This is a genomic window from Corynebacterium sp. AOP40-4SA-5, from assembly GCF_052377355.1.
In the GTDB taxonomy this organism is placed as follows: Bacteria; Actinomycetota; Actinomycetes; order Mycobacteriales; family Mycobacteriaceae; genus Corynebacterium.
The window spans coordinates 14,261-29,844 of the sequence record NZ_JBQSWS010000014.1 but is presented as its reverse complement, the minus strand read 5'-3'; the positions used below and the strand labels follow the sequence as shown (position 1 = coordinate 29,844).

The window sequence follows — 15,584 nt, the reverse complement described above, 5'->3', positions numbered from 1 at the left end:
TTCACGTGACGACACCAAGTCACACATCCACAGGAGAACCCGGAAGAGTTTTGAAGCAACCACCAAGGCGTATCGCCTCCACCTCCGTCGAACTCGACCCCGAGACCGCGCAGACGGTGTCGGGCATGGCCGACGAGAACTTCCGCATCATCGAGGACCACATCGACGCCGACCTGCTGAGCAGGGGCAACCACGTGACCGTGCGGGGCGAGGCCTCGCAGGTGGCGCGGGCCCGTCGCGTCCTGCGCGAGCTGGAGGCCATGGCCGTGCGCGGCTCCGAGGTGAGCCCGGACCTGACCCGCCGGACCATCGAACTGGTCGACGAGACCGACCGCCGCGCCGACGAGGCCGCGCGCGAGGCGCTGCCCGGCGGCGCGTCCGATGCAGCGTCCGGCAGCATGGCCGCAGTCACCGGTGAGGTCATCGTGGAGCACCGCGGCCGGTCGATCCGTCCCAAGACGGTGGGCCAGCGCAGCTACGTCGACGCCATCGACGCGTCCACCGTGGTCGTCGGCAGTGGGCCGGCGGGTACGGGCAAGACCTACCTCGCCGTCGCCAAGGCCGTGCAGGCGCTGCAGAAGCGCGAGGTCAGCAGGATCATCCTGACGCGTCCGGCGGTGGAGGCCGGCGAGAAGCTGGGCTTCCTGCCCGGCACCCTCGGCGACAAGATCGACCCCTACCTGCGCCCCCTCTACGACGCCCTGCGCGACATGCTCGACCCGGAGTCCATCCCGCGGCTCATCGAGTCCGGCGTGATCGAGGTCGCCCCGCTGGCCTACATGCGTGGGCGCACGCTCAACGGCGCCTTCGTGATCCTCGACGAGGCGCAGAACACCACCCCGGCGCAGATGAAGATGTTCCTGACCCGCCTGGGCTTCGGCACGAAGATCGTGGTCACCGGCGACCTCACCCAGGTCGACCTACCGAACCACCAGTCCAGCGGGCTGAGCGTGGCGCACCGGATACTGTCCGGGGTGGACGGCGTGACCGTCACCGACTTCGACTCCACCGACGTGGTGCGCCACCACCTGGTCGGACGCATCATCCAGGCCTACGACCGCTACGAGACGGAGCAGGCCGAGGAGGCGGAACTGGCCCGCCAGGACCGGCTCGACAGGCAGGAACGCCAGGAACGTAAGAACCGCAACGAGAGGGGTACCCGGTGAGCATCGAGGTCTTCAACGAGTCCGGCTTCGGCGAGGTCAACGAGGAGGAGCTGATCGACGTCGCCCGCTTCGCCCTGTGGAGCCTGGACGTGCACTCCTCGGCGGAGCTGTCCATCCACGTCGTGGACCTGGACACCATCGCCGACCTGCACGTGCGCTGGCTGGACCTGCCCGGTCCGACCGACGTGATGAGCTTCCCGATGGACGAGCTCACCCCGGGGTGGGGACGCAAGGACGGCCCGCCCCCGGGACCGGGCGTGCTCGGCGACATCATGCTGTGCCCGGAGTTCGCCCGCGGTCAGGCCGAACGTGCCGGCCACGGCCTGGCCCACGAGCTGGACCTGCTGACCGTGCACGGTGTGCTGCACCTGCTCGGCTTCGACCACGTGGTGCCGGAGGAGGAGCAGCGCATGTTCGCGCTGCAGAACGAGATCCTGGTGAACTGGTACGACTCGCAGAAGGAGCGCGGGGTGTCCTTCGGGCCGAAGCCCACCGGTGCCGCGGCGTTCCCCAGCGCCTCGGACGCCGGGACGGACCGCTGGGTGAACCCGGTGCCGCCGCCGTTCAGTGAGCCGGGGGAGTCGGCGGGGGAGCCGGAACCGGATGCCTGATCCTGCGGTCATCCTCGCGGCGGTGGTGGCGCTACTCGTCATCCTGCCGTTGGCGGGGGTGCTGTCCTCGACCGAGACGGCGATGAGTTCGCTGTCGGTGGCCCGTGTGGAGTCCATGGTCAAGGACGAGCGGCCGGGGGCGTCCCGGCTGCTGCAGGTCGTGCAGCAACGACCGGACTTCATCAACCTCCTCGTCCTGCTGCGCACCGTGTGCGAGGCCTCCGCCGCGGTGCTGGTCACCATGGTCGCCCTCGAGGTTATCGGTGATCGCCGATGGGCCCTCGTGGCCGCGATCGTGCTGGTCACCCTGCTGATCTACGTGATCGTCGGGGTGGTGTCGCGCACGGTGGGACGCCGCAACCCCTACAGCGTGTCGCTGCGCGCCGCCCCGGTGCTGGTGGTCTTCCGCAAGGTCCTGGGCCCGCTGGCGCGGGTGCTGGTCTGGCTGGGTGGCGTGGTCACCCCCGGGCGCGGTCTGCGTACCGGCCCGTTCGCCACCGAGATCGAGCTGCGCGAGATGGTCGACATCGCCCAGGAACGTGGCGTGGTGGAGGTCGACGAGCGCCGGATGATCCAGTCGGTCTTCGACCTCGCCGACACCACCGCCCGCGAGATCATGGTGCCGCGTCCGGAGATCCTCTGGATCGAGGACGACAAGACCGCCGCCCAGGCCGTGCGGCTGTGCGTGCGCTCGGGTCTGTCCCGGGTGCCGGTGGTCGGGGAGAGCGTCGACGACGTGGTCGGTGTGGTGTACCTCAAGGACCTCGTCGCCGAGACCTACGACGCCACACGTGCCGACCGCTCCGTGCCCGTGAGCACCGTGATGCGTCCGCCGGTCTTCGTCCCGGACTCGCGCAGCCTCGACGACCTGCTGGAGGACATGCAGCGCGACCAGGTGCACATCGCCGTGCTCGTCGACGAGTACGGCGGGACCGCGGGCCTGGTGAGCATCGAGGACATCCTCGAGGAGATCGTCGGTGAGATCAGCGACGAGTACGACGACGGCGACGACGTGGCCGTCGAACCCCTCGACCCCGGCGTGTTCCGGGTCGAGGCGTGGACGAGCCTCGGTGACCTCGAGGAACTCTACGAGGACGTGGACCTGGAGTTCCCCGAGGAGATCCTCGACGAGGTCGACACCGTCGCCGGGCTGGCCGCCTATGAACTGGGCAAGGTGCCGCTGCCCGGTGCGGAGTTCGACGTCGCCGGACTGCACATGGTGTGCGAAGGTGGCAGGGACCGGCGAGGCCGGGTGAAGGTACGCACCGTGGTGGTGTCCGGGCCGACGAAACCCGACGATCCCGCCGATGATGCCGGTGGCGACGGCGCAGGGGATACTGAGATGACCGACAGCGAGAATGACAGCATGACCGACAGAGAGCAGGACCGACCATGAGCGAGACCCCCGACTTCCCCGACTTCCCGGACTTCCCCGACGAGGCGGACGTCCCGTCCGACGCCATGGTGGCGCCGGTGGACTTCAGTGCGCCGGAGGGCTTCCGCAGCGGGTTCGTCAGCTTCGTCGGCCGCCCGAACACCGGCAAGTCCACGCTGACGAACGCGCTGGTCGGGGAGAAGATCGCGATCACCGCCGACCAGCCGGAGACCACGCGTCACCCGATCCGCGGCATCGTGCACCGGGAGGACTCGCAGATCATCGTGGTCGACACCCCGGGGCTGCACCGCCCGCGCACCCTGCTCGGTGAGCGGCTCAACGAGGTCGTCAAGGAGACCTACGCCGACGTCGACGTGATCGGGCTGTGCATCCCGGCCGACGAGAAGATCGGCCCCGGCGACCGCTGGATCCTCGACGCGGTGCGCAAGGCCGCCCCGCGCACCCCGGTCGTCGGTATCGTCACCAAGCTGGACAAGGCGTCGAAGGACGAGGTCGGTGCACAGCTGATGGCGCTGCACGACCTGCTGGACGCCGGCGAGGTCGTGCCGGTCTCCGCCGCCGACGGCGTGCAGCTCGACGTCCTGCTGGACGTGTTCACCGGCCTGCTGCCGGAGGGGCCGAAGTTCTACCCGGACGACCACGTCACCGACGACGACCGGGACACCCGGATGTCCGAGCTGATCCGCGAGGCCGCGCTGTCGGGCCTGCACGACGAGCTGCCGCACTCGGTGGCGGTCCAGATCGACGAGGTCCTGCCGTCCGAGGAGCGAGAGAACGTCCTCGAGGTCCACGCGGTGATCTTCCTGGAGCGCGAGGGCCAGAAGCGCATCCTGCGCGGCAAGGACAACCGCCGGTGGGGCCGGATCATCCACAACGCCCGCCAGAGCCTGATCGACCTGCTCGGCCAGAACGTGTACCTGGATCTGCGGATGAAGGTCGCCAAGAACTGGCAGTCCGACCCCAAGCAGCTCGGGCGCCTGGGCTTCTAGAGGGCACCGACCTTCTGCCGGGGTACCAAGTTGGACCTGGCGGCGGTGAGTTAGGGCAACTCAACGCCGCCAGGTCCAACTTGGTACCCGGTGCCCGCAGACGCAGGGGCGAAGATCGAGCGTGGGATGGTTGAATCGACCGGTTCAAGCATCCCACGCTCGATTTCCGCCCTTCTGGGTCACTCTCCGCTCTGCGCGCTCGGCCCGGATTCCTGGGGGCGTGGTGATATTCTCGACGGGACCAATCACCAGCTTCCCAGGAGACACTGATGACCACGCCCGGCGACAGCGGCAACGAGAACGGCAACGAGAACGGCAACGAGAACGGCAACAACGGCGGAAACAGCAACGGCGAGTACCGTCCGAACCGGTGGAGCAACCCCGGCGACGGCTCAGCCGGCAGTTCCAGCGCGGGTTCCAGCGCGGGTTCCAGCGCAGGTTCGAACCCGAATCCGGGTGCGTTCCCCTCGTTCGGTGCCCAGCCGCAGTCGGGGGACGACTCCTACGCCTACGGCGCCCATGCCGCACCGTCCGGCCCCGGGCAGGGCGTGGGTACCGGCCAGGACTCCTTCTTCTCCGCGCTGTTTGACTTCAGCTTCACCCGCTATGCCACCCCGTCGATCATCAAGTTCGCCTACGCGCTGGGCTTCGCCTTCATCGCCCTGATGTGGGTGGGCTACGTGCTCTTCGCGTTGTTCGTCCCGGCCGCCGAGCTCGGGGTGGGCGGTTTCTTCCTCGGCCTGTTCGGGATCATCATCCTCACCGTCGGCATGTTGTTCATGCTGATGTCGTTGCGCATGATGCTGGAGTTCTACCTCTCCAACATCCGTATCGCGCAGTCGGCGCAGGCGATCGACCAGCGTCTGCTGGAGCGCGACGACCGCTCCACCGGCCGGCACTGACGTCGTCCGGCCTCGGTAGGCCTCGGTAGACGGCAACCGGCCGACCAGTCGTAGACTGGTCACCATGTCCAGGAGCCCTCGTCCCCAGTACCGGGACGAGGGCTTCGTGGTGCGCACCCACAAGCTGGGGGAGGCGGACCTCATCGTGGTGCTGCTGACCCGTGAACACGGCCTGGTCCGTGCGGTGGCCAAGGGCGTCCGACGCTCGAAGTCGCGCTTCGGCGCCCGTCTGGACCGGTTCTGCCTGGTCAACGTGCAGGTCTATCCGGGGCGCAACCGGTCGAAGCCGGACGGGGGCCTGGCGAACGTCACCGACGCCGTCACCGTGCACACCTACGCCCCGCAGGTCAGCGCGGACGTCGACCGGTTCTACGCCGGCGTGGCGATGCTGGAGGTCGCCGAGCTGACGGTGCAGGGGTCGGGAGAGGACGCCGCGCACGTCGTCGACCTGCTCGACGAGTCGCTCGCCGCGTTCGCCGCACCGGATATTGCGCAGGACGTCCCGGCGATCCCGCCGCGGACGCAGGCGGACCGGTTCGTCCTGCGCGCGTTGGGGATGGCAGGTTGGGCGCCGAGCCTGGTGGACTGCGCGCAGTGCGGGCGCCCGGGCCCGCACCGGGCGTTCCACCCGCTGGCGGGTGGGGCGGTCTGTACGTCGTGCCGTCCTCCCGGGGCGTCGACGCCGCCGGCGCAGTCGGTGCGGGTGCTGTGGCTGCTCTCGCGCGGGAGGGCGGGCGACCTGGCGGCCGTCGCGGAGGTCGCCGCGGCGTCCGACGGCCCCCGGGTGCTGGGTATCGCCCATGAGCTGCTGGTGTCGCACGTGCGCAACCAGACGGAGACCCCCTGCCGTGCTTTCTCGTCCCTGTGAGTGGTGGTCTGGCACAATATTGGTCGTGAGTAGACCTGAGATCCCCGCCGAGTTCATTCCCCGCCACGTCGCCATCGTGATGGACGGCAACGGCCGGTGGGCGCAGGAGCGGGGGCTGCCGCGCACCGAGGGGCACAAGCGGGGCGAGGGCGTGCTGATGGACATCGTCGACGAGTGCCTGGAGCTGGGGGTCGGCTACCTGTCGGCGTACGCGTTCTCCACGGAGAACTGGCGGCGCAGCACCGACGAGGTGCGCTTCCTGATGGGTTTCAACCGGGACGTGCTGCGTCGGCGTCGTGACGAGCTGGACGCCAAGGGTGTGCGCGTGGTGTGGGCGGGGCGCCGGCCGCGGCTGTGGCGTTCGGTGATCTCCGAGCTGCAGAAGGCCGAGGAGCAGACGAAGGACAACACCCGCCTGACGCTGGTCATGTGTGTGAACTACGGGGGACGCGCCGAGATCACCGACGCCACCCGCGCCATCGCCGCGGAGGTCGCCGCCGGGCGGATGAAGCCGCGGGAGATCTCGGAGAAGACCCTGTCGGCCTACATGAACGACCCGGGCATGCCCGACGTGGACCTTTTCCTGCGCCCCTCCGGCGAGCAGCGAACGTCGAACTTCCTGCCGTGGCAGTCGGTGTACGCGGAGATGGTGTACCAGGACGTGCTCTTCCCGGACTTCACCCCGGAGCACCTGCAGGCCGCGGTGCTGGAGTACGCCAGACGTGACCGACGGTTCGGGGGTGTGAAATGACCGCACCGGACGAGACACCGGACGACACACCGGACGCTGCGCCGACGCGGCAGCAGCTCAACCGCTGGCGCCGCTACCTCGCCGACGAGCGCGCGGAGGGTGCGGTCTACCGCGAGCTCGCCCGGAAGCGGACCGGGGAGGAGCGCGAGATCCTGCTGGCGATCGCGGAGGCGGAGTCGCGGCACGAGGAGTACTGGCGTGAGCGGCTCGGCGACGACGTCGGCCTGCCGCGTAAGGCGGGGGTCAACACCCGGTTGATGGCGTGGATGGCGCGTCGGTTCGGGTCGGTGTTCGTGCTGGCGCTGCTGCAGTCGGCGGAGTCGCGCAACCACTACCTCTCCGACGAGGACGCCACCGAGCAGATGGCGGCGGACGAGGCGATCCACGCCGAGGTGGTGCGTGGTCTGGCGGCCCGGGGGCGGGCGAAGATGTCCGGCGACTTCCGTGCGGCGATCTTCGGGGCGAACGACGGTCTGGTGTCGAACCTCGCTCTTCTGCTCGGCATGTACGGCGCGGGTGCCGGGCAGGCGACGATGCTGACCGCCGGCATCGCCGGGCTGCTCTCCGGCGCGTTGTCGATGGCGGCGGGGGAGTACGTCTCGGTGACGAGCCAGAAGGAGCTGCTCGAGGCGTCCCACCCGGACCCGAACGCGAGTACGGCCGTGCCGAAGCTGGACGTGGACCGCAATGAGCTGGAGCTGGTCTACCGCGCCCGTGGCATGGATTCCGAGGCCGCCGGACGCAAGGCGCGCGAGGTGTTCGCCGAGATCGCCCGCCTGGAGGTCATCAAGGACTCCGCGGACACTGCTGACGCTGCGGACGTGGAGTTCGACGCGGAGGTCGACGACGAGGTCGTCGCGGAGGCGGAGTCCAGCGGGTCGGGTCTGTCGGCGGCGGTGTCGAGTTTCCTGTGCTTCGGTGTCGGCGCACTGGTGCCCGTGGTCCCGCTGATCTTCGGCATGGGTGGACTGTCGTCGATCGTGGTGGCGTGCGTGCTGGTGGGCATCGTGCTGCTGGTGACCGGCGCGCTGGTCGGGCTGCTGTCGGGGATGTCCCCGTGGAAGCGGGCGCTGCGTCAGCTGGCGATCGGCCTGGGTGCCGCGGCGGCGACGTTCGCGCTGGGCACGTTGTTCGACGTCGCGGCGACGTAGTGGCGACGTGGCGACGGAGTGACCCGTCCGGGTCTGCCGGTTGCTCAGCCCTTGCGTTGATTCTTCGCGCAGTCGGCGCACAGGCCGAAGACGTCGGCGGTGTGCCCGGTCATCACGAAGCCGTGCTGCTGGGCGACCTCGGCGGCCCAGCGTTCCACCGGCCCGCCGTCGATCTCCACGGCCTTGCGGCAGGACGTGCAGACCAGGTGATGGTGGTGGTGCACGGAGCTGCAGCTGCGGTAGAGCATCTCCCCGCTGTCGTCCTGCAGGGTGTCGATCATGCCCTGGGTGTTGAGCTGCTGGAGGGTGCGGTACACCGTCGTCAGACCGACCTTGTGCCCGCGCTCGGTAAGGGTGGCGTGGATGTCCTGGGCGCTGGCGAACGTCGTCATCCCGTCGAGGGTGTCGACCACGGCGGCACGCTGACGGGTGTTTCGTTGTCCGATCTGGGGTGTGTTCATCGTGCCCCCAGCCTAACCGTTCGCGCCTGCGCGCGGGAAGGAAAAGTCGCGTATTAGCGACATTGCGGGGCATCGTCCTGCAGCCCCGCTGGTGGGACCTTCGGGGGACGGGGAGGCGACGGGTGGTGACCGAGGAAAATGCAGGTGAGGGTGGTTTCTCTGAGGTCGTGGTGTCGGACTTGACAGGGGTGGCTGGGCACCCGTAAATTAAGGCCAGTTCCCCAGGGATGGCTTGTCCCCCCCTAAGTCCATCCCACCAAACGGGGAACAAGGCCCCATCCTCTTCGGAGGACAGCGTGGCCGGGACCCGCGATAACCCCCCCCCTTCGCGGGTCCTTTTTAATGCCTTGATGAGCCCGGCCCGTGCCGGCGGCGGGTGGGGTCGGACCCGCCGGGTGCTTCCGTGTGACGTCCCCGGTATCATGGGCGTGATTGTCTGAACGACCGTCTACCCCACCGTCTTTCGAGGAGTGCCCGGAGCCCATGGCCGCAAGTAACATCGAGACCGTCGTCAACCTCTGCAAGCGCAGGGGACTGGTGTTCCCTGCAGGTGAGATCTACGGCGGTACGCGCTCCGCCTGGGACTACGGTCCCCTGGGCGTGGAGCTCAAGGAGAACATCAAGCGCCAGTGGTGGCGTCACATGGTGACCTCCCGTAAGGACGTCGTCGGTGTCGACACCTCCATCATCCAGCCCACGCAGGTGTGGGAGGCGTCCGGCCACGTGGAGGTGTTCTCCGACCCGTTGGTGGAGTCGCTGTACACCCACAAGCGCTACCGTGCCGACCACCTCCTGGAGGCCTACGAGGAGAAGCACGGCCACGAGGCCCCCAACGGCCTGGCGGACATCAACGACCCGGTCACCGGCCAGCCCGGAAAGTGGACCGAGCCGCGGGAGTTCTCCGGCCTGCTCAAGACCTACCTGGGCCCGGTGGACGACAAGGAGGGCCTGCACTACCTGCGTCCGGAGACCGCCCAGGGCATCTTCATCAACTTCAAGAACGTGATGGGTGCGTCCCGTCAGAAGCCGCCCTTCGGTATCGCGAACACCGGCAAGTCGTTCCGTAACGAGATCACGCCGGGCAACTTCATCTTCCGTACCCGCGAGTTCGAGCAGATGGAGATGGAGTTCTTCGTCAAGCCGGGCGAGGACGAGGAATGGCACCAGACCTGGATCGACGACCGGTTCAACTGGTACGTCAACCTGGGAATCGACCCGGAGAACCTGCGTCTGTTCGAGCACCCGAAGGAGAAGCTGTCCCACTACTCCAAGCGCACGGTGGACGTGGAGTACGCCTTCAACTTCGCCGGTTCGAAGTGGGGCGAGCTCGAGGGTGTCGCCAACCGTACGGACTACGACCTGAAGACCCACGCCGAGCACTCCGGTGAGGACCTCAGCTTCTTCGACCAGGAGTCGGGCGAGCGGTGGATCCCGTACTGCATCGAGCCGGCCGCCGGCCTGGGTCGTGCGATGATGGCCTTCCTCGTCGACGCCTACTTCGAGGACGAGGCGCCGAACACGAAGGGCGGCGTCGACAAGCGCACCGTCCTGCGTCTGGACCGTCGTCTGGCGCCGGTGAAGGTCGCCGTCCTGCCGCTGTCGAAGAAGGAGACGCTGACCCCGACGGCCGAGAAGGTCGCCGAGGAGCTGCGTGGCCTGTGGAACGTCGACTACGACGTCTCCGGTGCCATCGGGCGTCGTTACCGTCGTCAGGACGAGATCGGCACGCCGTTCTGCGTCACCGTCGACTTCGACTCCCTGGAGGACAACGCGGTCACCGTGCGCGAGCGCGACACCATGTCCCAGGAGCGTGTCAGCATGGACAAGCTGCAGGGATACCTCGCCGAGCGTCTCGCCGGCTGCTAGACGGAGGACGGATCCCCTTATGCCGAACCCTGACATCCGCTGGACGGTCCCGTCCGACGGACACACCTTCCCGATCTACGCCGGGCTACCCAGCGACATGGACCGGGTCGGTGAGTATTCCGTGGAGCGCGACGTCGCGTCGATCCGCTTCGGTGGCGACACCTGGCAGCTCGAGGCGGACGAGGGGCCGCGGATGACGGCGACGACGGGTGAGGACACCGGCTCGCAGGTGTTCACCGCCGTGGGGGACGCCAAGACCTTCGGCGCGTCCAAGAACGTCAGCTGCGTCGCCGACCGGCACCGTGTGCTGATCCACGCGGAGTCGAAGAAGGACTTCGTGCTGTTCAAGGCGCCAGAGGATCCGGACGAGCCGCTGGACCTGTCGAATGCGAGGAAGATCGGCCAGTTCAGCTCGGAGAACGGCGGGCTGAAGAACGTGCACGTCTCCTTCGTGGGGTCGGGCAAGAAGCTCCCGTTGGACGTGCAGGTGTTCCTGTCGTGGGTCGCACGGCACGCGATGGAGACCCGGGTGCTGTCCACCACCTGGCGGCTGTCGATCTTCCTGATCGTGCTGATCCCGTTCCTGGTGCTCTACTTCCTCGGGTTCCTCTGAGGTCCTAGCCGACGTCCGTTCTAGCGGACGACACGAAACCGGGCGCAGACCAGCGCCCGGTTTCTCATTGTCTCCACGAGTTCCAGGTCGAGGCGACGGGGGAGCAGGGGAGCGCCGGACCCGAGGGTGACGGGGGCGTACTGGATCCACACCTCGTCGAGGAGACCGGCGTCGGCGAACTGTCCGGCGACATCCCCGCCCCCCACGATCCACAGGTCCTTGTCACCGGCGGCGGACGTCATCGCCGCGTGCACCTCGGCCACCGGATCCTGGGTGAACCGGATGTCCGCGTTCTCGACGCCGGGGAGGTCACGGTGGGTGAAGACCCAGGTCGGCGCACTGTACGGCCAGTCGTCGGCGTTGGCCAGCAGCCATTCGTAGGTGGTGGCGCCCATGGCGAGCGCGCCGATCCCCTCGGTGAACTGCTCGGGGGACATCGGCCCGTCCCAGTCGAAGTCCTGGGACGTCAGCCAGTCCAGTGAGTGGTCGGCGGTGGCCATGAACCCGTCGAGACTGGACGCGGTGAAGTAGTGGGTGGTCATGGAGCCGAGGGTAGTCGGGTACCTCGGTGGGCCTCGAACATGGAGAAACCCAGGCCTCTGATCCCTTCCGGGAACCTGTGACCTGGGTTGGGGGGGGGATGTGGCGCGTCAGATACCGAAGGAGTCGCCGCCTCCACCGAAGCCACCGCCCCCGCCACCGAAGCCACCGCCTCCACCACCGAAGCCTCCGCCGAATCCACCGTTGCCGCTCAGCAGTGAACCGAGCACGACGCCGGCGACGAGGTTTCCGCCTCCGCCACCACCGCGGCCGTAGTAGTTGTTGCGGCGGTTGTACTCCTCGATGTCACGACGGGCCAGCTGGGAGGCCTGGCGGGCCAGGGCATTGGCCTGTTGAGCCGCAGTGAAGGCGGCGCGGGGCTTGGTGTCGCGCTGCTGGTGTGCGGCGTCCAGGGCCTGACCGGCCGACTGTGCGGCCGACCGGGCCTCCACGCCGATCATGCGGCCACGGGTGTGGATGGTGTCCTCGACGGCGCGCAGGTGGTTGGTGGCGTCGGCGATGGTGCGGTCCACCATCCCGAGGGTGCGCTGGTAGTTGTTCTCCGCCCCGCGGGCCTCGTCGAGCTGGATGTCGAGTTCACCGTCGGCGTCCAGCAGCTCGGAGTAGGTGCCCAGCGGATCCTTGTCGCCCTTCTCACGTGCCGCGGCGAGCGCGGTCTTCGCCCGCTCCACCGCCTTGCCCAGTTCCGCGCGGTCGATCTCGGCGTTACTCGCGGCCAGGTGTGTGGCCTCCGTGATCTCCTCGTCGACCTCCTGGATGAGCGAGTCGAGGCTGGCCTGCGCCTCGTGCAGCTGGGATTCGGCGTGCTCCACGGCGGAGAGCTGACTGTCTGCCTGCTTGATCGCCAGGTGTGCGGAACCGGCGGCGTCGATGAGCTCGCCCTGCTGGCCGGCAGGCAGGTTCAGCAGTTCACGGGCACGGGTGATCGCCTGCTCGGCCTCGGAGATCTCGGCCTCGGCGATGTCGGGGTTGTCTGCCACGGACTCGAGCAGCTCCGGGTCGACCTTGCTGGACAGGGACTCCAGGATCTCCCTGGACCGCGGGATCCGCGAGCGCAGCTCCACGGTCTGCTGGAAGAACTTCTCGACGATCTCGGGGGCGTCGATCAGCTTCTCGCGCAGGGTGGCGAAGCGCTCGGCCTGTTCGTCGAGGTTCTCGTCGGCGGTGCCGCAGGAGGAGATGATGTCGATCAGCTGCGCACGTTCCTCGTGCTCGCCGCTGAACAGCCCGTTCTGCAGCCGCTGGTGGGTGTCGTAGGCGCGTGCGAGCGCCTTCTTCGACACCTCCAGGGCCTTGCGTAGGTCGCGGGTTCGCTCTTCACCGAACTCCGCCTCAGCGGTGTCGAGCTCCTGGTGACCCTTGCGGATCGACTCGTCGGTGCTGTGCAGTTCCTCGCTGGCCAGCGTGCGCAGGACGTGGGTGGGCTGCTGGGACAGGTCGTCGGTGTTGTCGGGGGTGATCGTACGGGCGGACTCCAGCTGCTCGGCCTCGTTCTCGTGCTTCTTCTTGCGCGAGTACCAGACAGCGCCGCCGGCACCGCCGACCACGACCACGGCCGCAGCGCCGCCCCAGGCGTAGGTGGAGGCCGGGGTGACGTCGGCGAGAACGTCGGCGACGGCCTGACCACCTGCCGCCCAGTTTCCACCTCCCATGTTGTCTCTGATCGTCGAGTTCACGTCCTCGGTGACGCTGTTGGGCACGCTTTCGCCAGGAACCGTGCTGATTCCTCCCGTTGAGGTGTCAACGACGATGACCAGTCCGTTGTTGATCTGGAGTTCTGACTGCAGTTGGTTCGCCAGGGAATCTCGGTCCTCGACGCCGTCGAGGTACACCAGGTACCCCTTCACCCCGGTCTCGGACGGCCCGTCGGCGAGGGTCTCCTCGATGGAGCTGCGCTCGGAGTCGGAGAGCACGCCTGCCTGGTCCACGACCTGGGAGTCCAGGGTGATGTCGGTGGAGGCGTCGGATTCCGTGGCGGTGCCCTGCGCGAGCACGGTCGTCGCAGCGTCCTGTGCCACGTTCTGGGCCACGTCCTTTGCAGGTGCCGCGGCGGCGGAACCGGCCCCCAGCCCCAGTCCCAGACCGGCCCCTGCCATCCCCGCGACGGCGACCGAGGCGGCGAAGCGCCGGAGTCGGACGGAGGGGGAGGGCCGGGAAAGATTCCGGGAGTGATTCGCAGCATACATGCATCCCACAATAACGAAATCCGCGAACTCGGGTGCGTAGTCTTAGGCCCATGAACGGCAGAACCTTGGGCAGCACCGCAGGACGTACCGCCGGTGCGGGCATACGTGGACTGATCTACATGGTCGTCGGCACGGTCGTCATCGCCATCGTCCTCACGCTCGCCACGGCGGCGCACGTCTGGGCGTACGCCCGGCAGGACGACCGGACGCAGGCGGACACGATCCTCGTCCTCGGCGCGGCACAGTACAACGGCACCCCGTCGCAGTGGTTCGCCGCCCGTCTCGACCACGCCGTGGACCTCTACGAGGAGGGGGTGTCGGCGCACATCACCACCATCGGTGGCAAGCTCGAGGGCGACGTGTACACCGAGGCCGAGGCCGGCGCGGACTACCTGCGAGAGCAGGGCGTGCCGGACGAGGCGATCACCGAGATCAACGAGGGGGCCGACACCCTCGGCTCGGCCGAGGCCTTCGCCCCGGTCGCCGAGGAGAACGGGTGGGACCGCGTGCTGGTCGTCACCGACCCGAACCATTCGCTGCGCGCCACGAGCATGGTCGGCGACCAGGGTGTCGACGCCCACGCCTCGCCGACCAGGCAGGGGCCGGCGGTGTCGAGCCGCAAGGAACAGCTGGACGCGATCATCCACGAGACCGGTGGGCTGATGTACTACCGGGCGACCGAGGAAGGCGGCGGTGACTACACCGTCGACGAAGACTGACGAAGACTGACCACCACTGAGAAGAGGGAGCAGGACCACCGTGCAACGATACGGCTACACCGCCCATGACCTGGACCGGATCATCGGGGTGCCGGGCAAGTCGCTCGGTGTCGACGGCGCGGTGCCCGACGCCCGCGACGACTTCGACCGCGACCGTGCGCGCGTGCTGCACAGTGCGGCGCTGCGGCGTCTAGCGGACAAGACGCAGGTCGTGGGGCCCGGCTCCGGCGACACCCCGCGCACGCGGCTCACACACTCCCTCGAGGTCGGCCAGATCTCCCGCGGCATCGGCAAGACCCTGGGCGTGGACCCGGACCTCGCCGACCTCGCGGGGCTGACGCACGACATCGGCCACCCGCCGTACGGGCACAACGGCGAGCGAGCACTCGACGAGGCCGCGGCGTCCTGCGGCGGTTTCGAGGGCAACGCGCAGACCCTGCGCATCCTCGTGCGCCTGGAGCCGAAGACCGTCGGGCCGGACGGACGCAGCTACGGGCTGAACCTCACGCGCGCGTCGCTGGACGCCGCCTGCAAGTACCCGTGGGGGCCGACGGCGCCCGACGGGACGCGGCGTCGCAAGTACTCCTGCTACACCGACGACCTGGAGGTGCTGTCCTGGATCCGTGAGGGCGCCCCGGAGGGACGCAAGTGCCTCGAGGCCCAGATCATGGACTGGGCCGACGACGTCGCTTACTCGGTGCACGACGTGGAGGACGGCATCGTCTCCGGGCGCATCAGCATGAACGTGCTGTGGGACCTCGTGGAACTCGCCGCCCTGGCGGAGAAGGGTGCGCGCGCCTTCGGCGGCGACCCCGAGGAGCTGCTGGACGCCGCGGACCGCCTGCGTCGCATGCCGCCGATCGCGCGCGCCGCGGACTTCCACGGCACCCTCCAGGACCTCGCCGCGCTCAAGGGCCTGACCAGTGAGCTGGTCAGCCGTTTCGTTACCGCGGCGGTGACCGCCACCCGGCAGGCCCACCTGTCGGACGGCGCCGGTGATCACCGTGTCCCGCTGGGGCGCTACGCCGCCGACCTGGCGATCCCTGCGGAGGTCAAGGCCGAGGTCGTGCTGCTGAAGTCCCTGGCGGTGCTCTACGTCATGGACGAGGGACGCCACCTGGCAGACCAGGAGCGCCAGCGCGACCGCATCTTCCGCGTCACCAACTACCTCACGCAGGGCGCGCCGGGCAGCCTGGACCTGCTGTTCCGTCCCTGGTGGGAGGCCGCCGCGACGGACGCCGACCGCCTGCGGGTGGTCATCGACCAGGTCGCCTCACTGACCGAGGCGCGTCTGGAACGGCTGGACCGGTCGGCCTCGGCGATCAGCGCCGCCTGGGGTTAAGT

The 15,584-nt window shown here is 68.6% G+C and carries 15 protein-coding genes; 12 read left to right on the top strand and 3 right to left on the bottom strand.

Going from position 1 to position 15,584, the window contains the following annotated elements; genetic code table 11:
* Positions 1–50: 50 nt before the first annotated feature.
* The 8 genes from ACT3S3_RS09660 (at position 51) to ACT3S3_RS09625 (ending at position 7,834) form a co-directional block, all read left to right on the top strand.
* Positions 51–1,166 (top strand): PhoH family protein, encoded by a 1,116-nt coding sequence (locus ACT3S3_RS09660; protein ID WP_301442231.1) that lies wholly within the window; start codon positions 51–53, stop codon positions 1,164–1,166.
* On the top strand, positions 1,163–1,777 hold the full coding sequence (ybeY, locus tag ACT3S3_RS09655) for an rRNA maturation RNase YbeY (protein ID WP_301442232.1): 615 nt from the start codon (positions 1,163–1,165) through the stop codon (positions 1,775–1,777). Before ACT3S3_RS09660 ends, ybeY begins: the two co-directional genes overlap by 4 nt.
* Positions 1,770–3,173, top strand: a complete 1,404-nt coding sequence (locus tag ACT3S3_RS09650) for a hemolysin family protein (RefSeq protein ID WP_301442233.1) — start codon at positions 1,770–1,772, stop codon at positions 3,171–3,173. Before ybeY ends, ACT3S3_RS09650 begins: the two co-directional genes overlap by 8 nt.
* A gap of 65 nt (positions 3,174–3,238) precedes the next feature.
* Positions 3,239–4,162: a GTPase Era gene (era, locus tag ACT3S3_RS09645; protein WP_441579722.1), complete on the top strand. Its 924-nt coding sequence runs from the start codon at positions 3,239–3,241 to the stop codon at positions 4,160–4,162.
* A 269-nt stretch (positions 4,163–4,431) separates the two neighbouring features.
* The gene (locus ACT3S3_RS09640) at positions 4,432–5,064 is read left to right on the top strand and encodes a DUF4282 domain-containing protein (RefSeq protein ID WP_301443411.1); all 633 of its coding nucleotides are present in this window, start codon (positions 4,432–4,434) and stop codon (positions 5,062–5,064) included.
* Positions 5,065–5,128: 64 nt separating this feature from the next.
* Complete coding sequence (gene recO / locus ACT3S3_RS09635; RefSeq protein WP_301443412.1) at positions 5,129–5,932, top strand: DNA repair protein RecO; 804 nt, start codon at positions 5,129–5,131, stop codon at positions 5,930–5,932.
* A gap of 25 nt (positions 5,933–5,957) precedes the next feature.
* On the top strand, positions 5,958–6,683 hold the full coding sequence (locus ACT3S3_RS09630) for an isoprenyl transferase (RefSeq protein WP_301443413.1): 726 nt from the start codon (positions 5,958–5,960) through the stop codon (positions 6,681–6,683).
* A complete protein-coding gene (locus ACT3S3_RS09625) occupies positions 6,680–7,834 on the top strand; it encodes a VIT1/CCC1 transporter family protein (protein ID WP_301443414.1) in 1,155 nt (384 codons plus the stop codon). Before ACT3S3_RS09630 ends, ACT3S3_RS09625 begins: the two co-directional genes overlap by 4 nt.
* A 44-nt stretch (positions 7,835–7,878) precedes the next feature.
* On the opposite strand, the gene ACT3S3_RS09620 is transcribed toward ACT3S3_RS09625, so the two are convergent.
* On the bottom strand, positions 7,879–8,295 hold the full coding sequence (locus ACT3S3_RS09620) for a Fur family transcriptional regulator (RefSeq protein WP_301443415.1): 417 nt from the start codon (positions 8,293–8,295) through the stop codon (positions 7,879–7,881).
* 483 nt (positions 8,296–8,778) lie between these two features.
* Here ACT3S3_RS09620 and ACT3S3_RS09615 point away from each other — a divergent pair, with 483 nt between their 5' ends.
* Positions 8,779–10,161 carry a glycine--tRNA ligase gene (locus ACT3S3_RS09615; RefSeq protein ID WP_301443416.1) on the top strand — a complete coding sequence of 461 codons (1,383 nt, stop codon included), beginning with the start codon at positions 8,779–8,781 and terminating at the stop codon, positions 10,159–10,161.
* 19 nt (positions 10,162–10,180) lie between these two features.
* The gene (locus tag ACT3S3_RS09610) at positions 10,181–10,774 is read left to right on the top strand and encodes a hypothetical protein (RefSeq protein ID WP_301443417.1); all 594 of its coding nucleotides are present in this window, start codon (positions 10,181–10,183) and stop codon (positions 10,772–10,774) included.
* A gap of 20 nt (positions 10,775–10,794) precedes the next feature.
* Here ACT3S3_RS09610 and ACT3S3_RS09605 read toward each other — a convergent pair whose 3' ends face one another.
* Both ACT3S3_RS09605 and ACT3S3_RS09600 read right to left on the bottom strand, forming a co-directional pair.
* Positions 10,795–11,316, bottom strand: coding sequence for a dihydrofolate reductase family protein (locus ACT3S3_RS09605; protein ID WP_301443418.1), 522 nt, complete (start codon positions 11,314–11,316; stop codon positions 10,795–10,797).
* A 108-nt stretch (positions 11,317–11,424) separates the two neighbouring features.
* Positions 11,425–13,521, bottom strand: coding sequence for a TPM domain-containing protein (locus tag ACT3S3_RS09600; protein ID WP_441579678.1), 2,097 nt, complete (start codon positions 13,519–13,521; stop codon positions 11,425–11,427).
* A 50-nt stretch (positions 13,522–13,571) separates the two neighbouring features.
* Between ACT3S3_RS09600 and ACT3S3_RS09595 the strand changes: the two genes are divergently transcribed.
* Both ACT3S3_RS09595 and ACT3S3_RS09590 read left to right on the top strand, forming a co-directional pair.
* The gene (locus ACT3S3_RS09595) at positions 13,572–14,240 is read left to right on the top strand and encodes a YdcF family protein (RefSeq protein ID WP_301444137.1); all 669 of its coding nucleotides are present in this window, start codon (positions 13,572–13,574) and stop codon (positions 14,238–14,240) included.
* Positions 14,241–14,280: 40 nt separating this feature from the next.
* Positions 14,281–15,582 carry a deoxyguanosinetriphosphate triphosphohydrolase gene (locus ACT3S3_RS09590; RefSeq protein ID WP_301444138.1) on the top strand — a complete coding sequence of 434 codons (1,302 nt, stop codon included), beginning with the start codon at positions 14,281–14,283 and terminating at the stop codon, positions 15,580–15,582.
* The last annotated feature ends 2 nt before the right edge of the window (positions 15,583–15,584 follow it).

What these genes read in the sequence shown, in the direction of transcription:
- ACT3S3_RS09650 (WP_301442233.1), top strand. Translation starts at nt 1,770, where the DNA reads ATGCCTGATCCTGCGGTCATCCTCGCGGCGGTGGTGGCGCTACTCGTC.
- era (WP_441579722.1), top strand. Translation starts at nt 3,239, where the DNA reads ATGGTGGCGCCGGTGGACTTCAGTGCGCCGGAGGGCTTCCGCAGCGGG.
- ACT3S3_RS09640 (WP_301443411.1), top strand. Translation starts at nt 4,432, where the DNA reads ATGACCACGCCCGGCGACAGCGGCAACGAGAACGGCAACGAGAACGGC.
- recO (WP_301443412.1), top strand. Translation starts at nt 5,129, where the DNA reads ATGTCCAGGAGCCCTCGTCCCCAGTACCGGGACGAGGGCTTCGTGGTG.
- ACT3S3_RS09625 (WP_301443414.1), top strand. Translation starts at nt 6,680, where the DNA reads ATGACCGCACCGGACGAGACACCGGACGACACACCGGACGCTGCGCCG.
- ACT3S3_RS09620 (WP_301443415.1), bottom strand. Translation starts at nt 8,295, where the DNA reads ATGAACACACCCCAGATCGGACAACGAAACACCCGTCAGCGTGCCGCC.
- ACT3S3_RS09615 (WP_301443416.1), top strand. Translation starts at nt 8,779, where the DNA reads ATGGCCGCAAGTAACATCGAGACCGTCGTCAACCTCTGCAAGCGCAGG.
- ACT3S3_RS09610 (WP_301443417.1), top strand. Translation starts at nt 10,181, where the DNA reads ATGCCGAACCCTGACATCCGCTGGACGGTCCCGTCCGACGGACACACC.
- ACT3S3_RS09605 (WP_301443418.1), bottom strand. Translation starts at nt 11,316, where the DNA reads ATGACCACCCACTACTTCACCGCGTCCAGTCTCGACGGGTTCATGGCC.
- ACT3S3_RS09600 (WP_441579678.1), bottom strand. Translation starts at nt 13,521, where the DNA reads ATGTATGCTGCGAATCACTCCCGGAATCTTTCCCGGCCCTCCCCCTCC.
- ACT3S3_RS09595 (WP_301444137.1), top strand. Translation starts at nt 13,572, where the DNA reads ATGAACGGCAGAACCTTGGGCAGCACCGCAGGACGTACCGCCGGTGCG.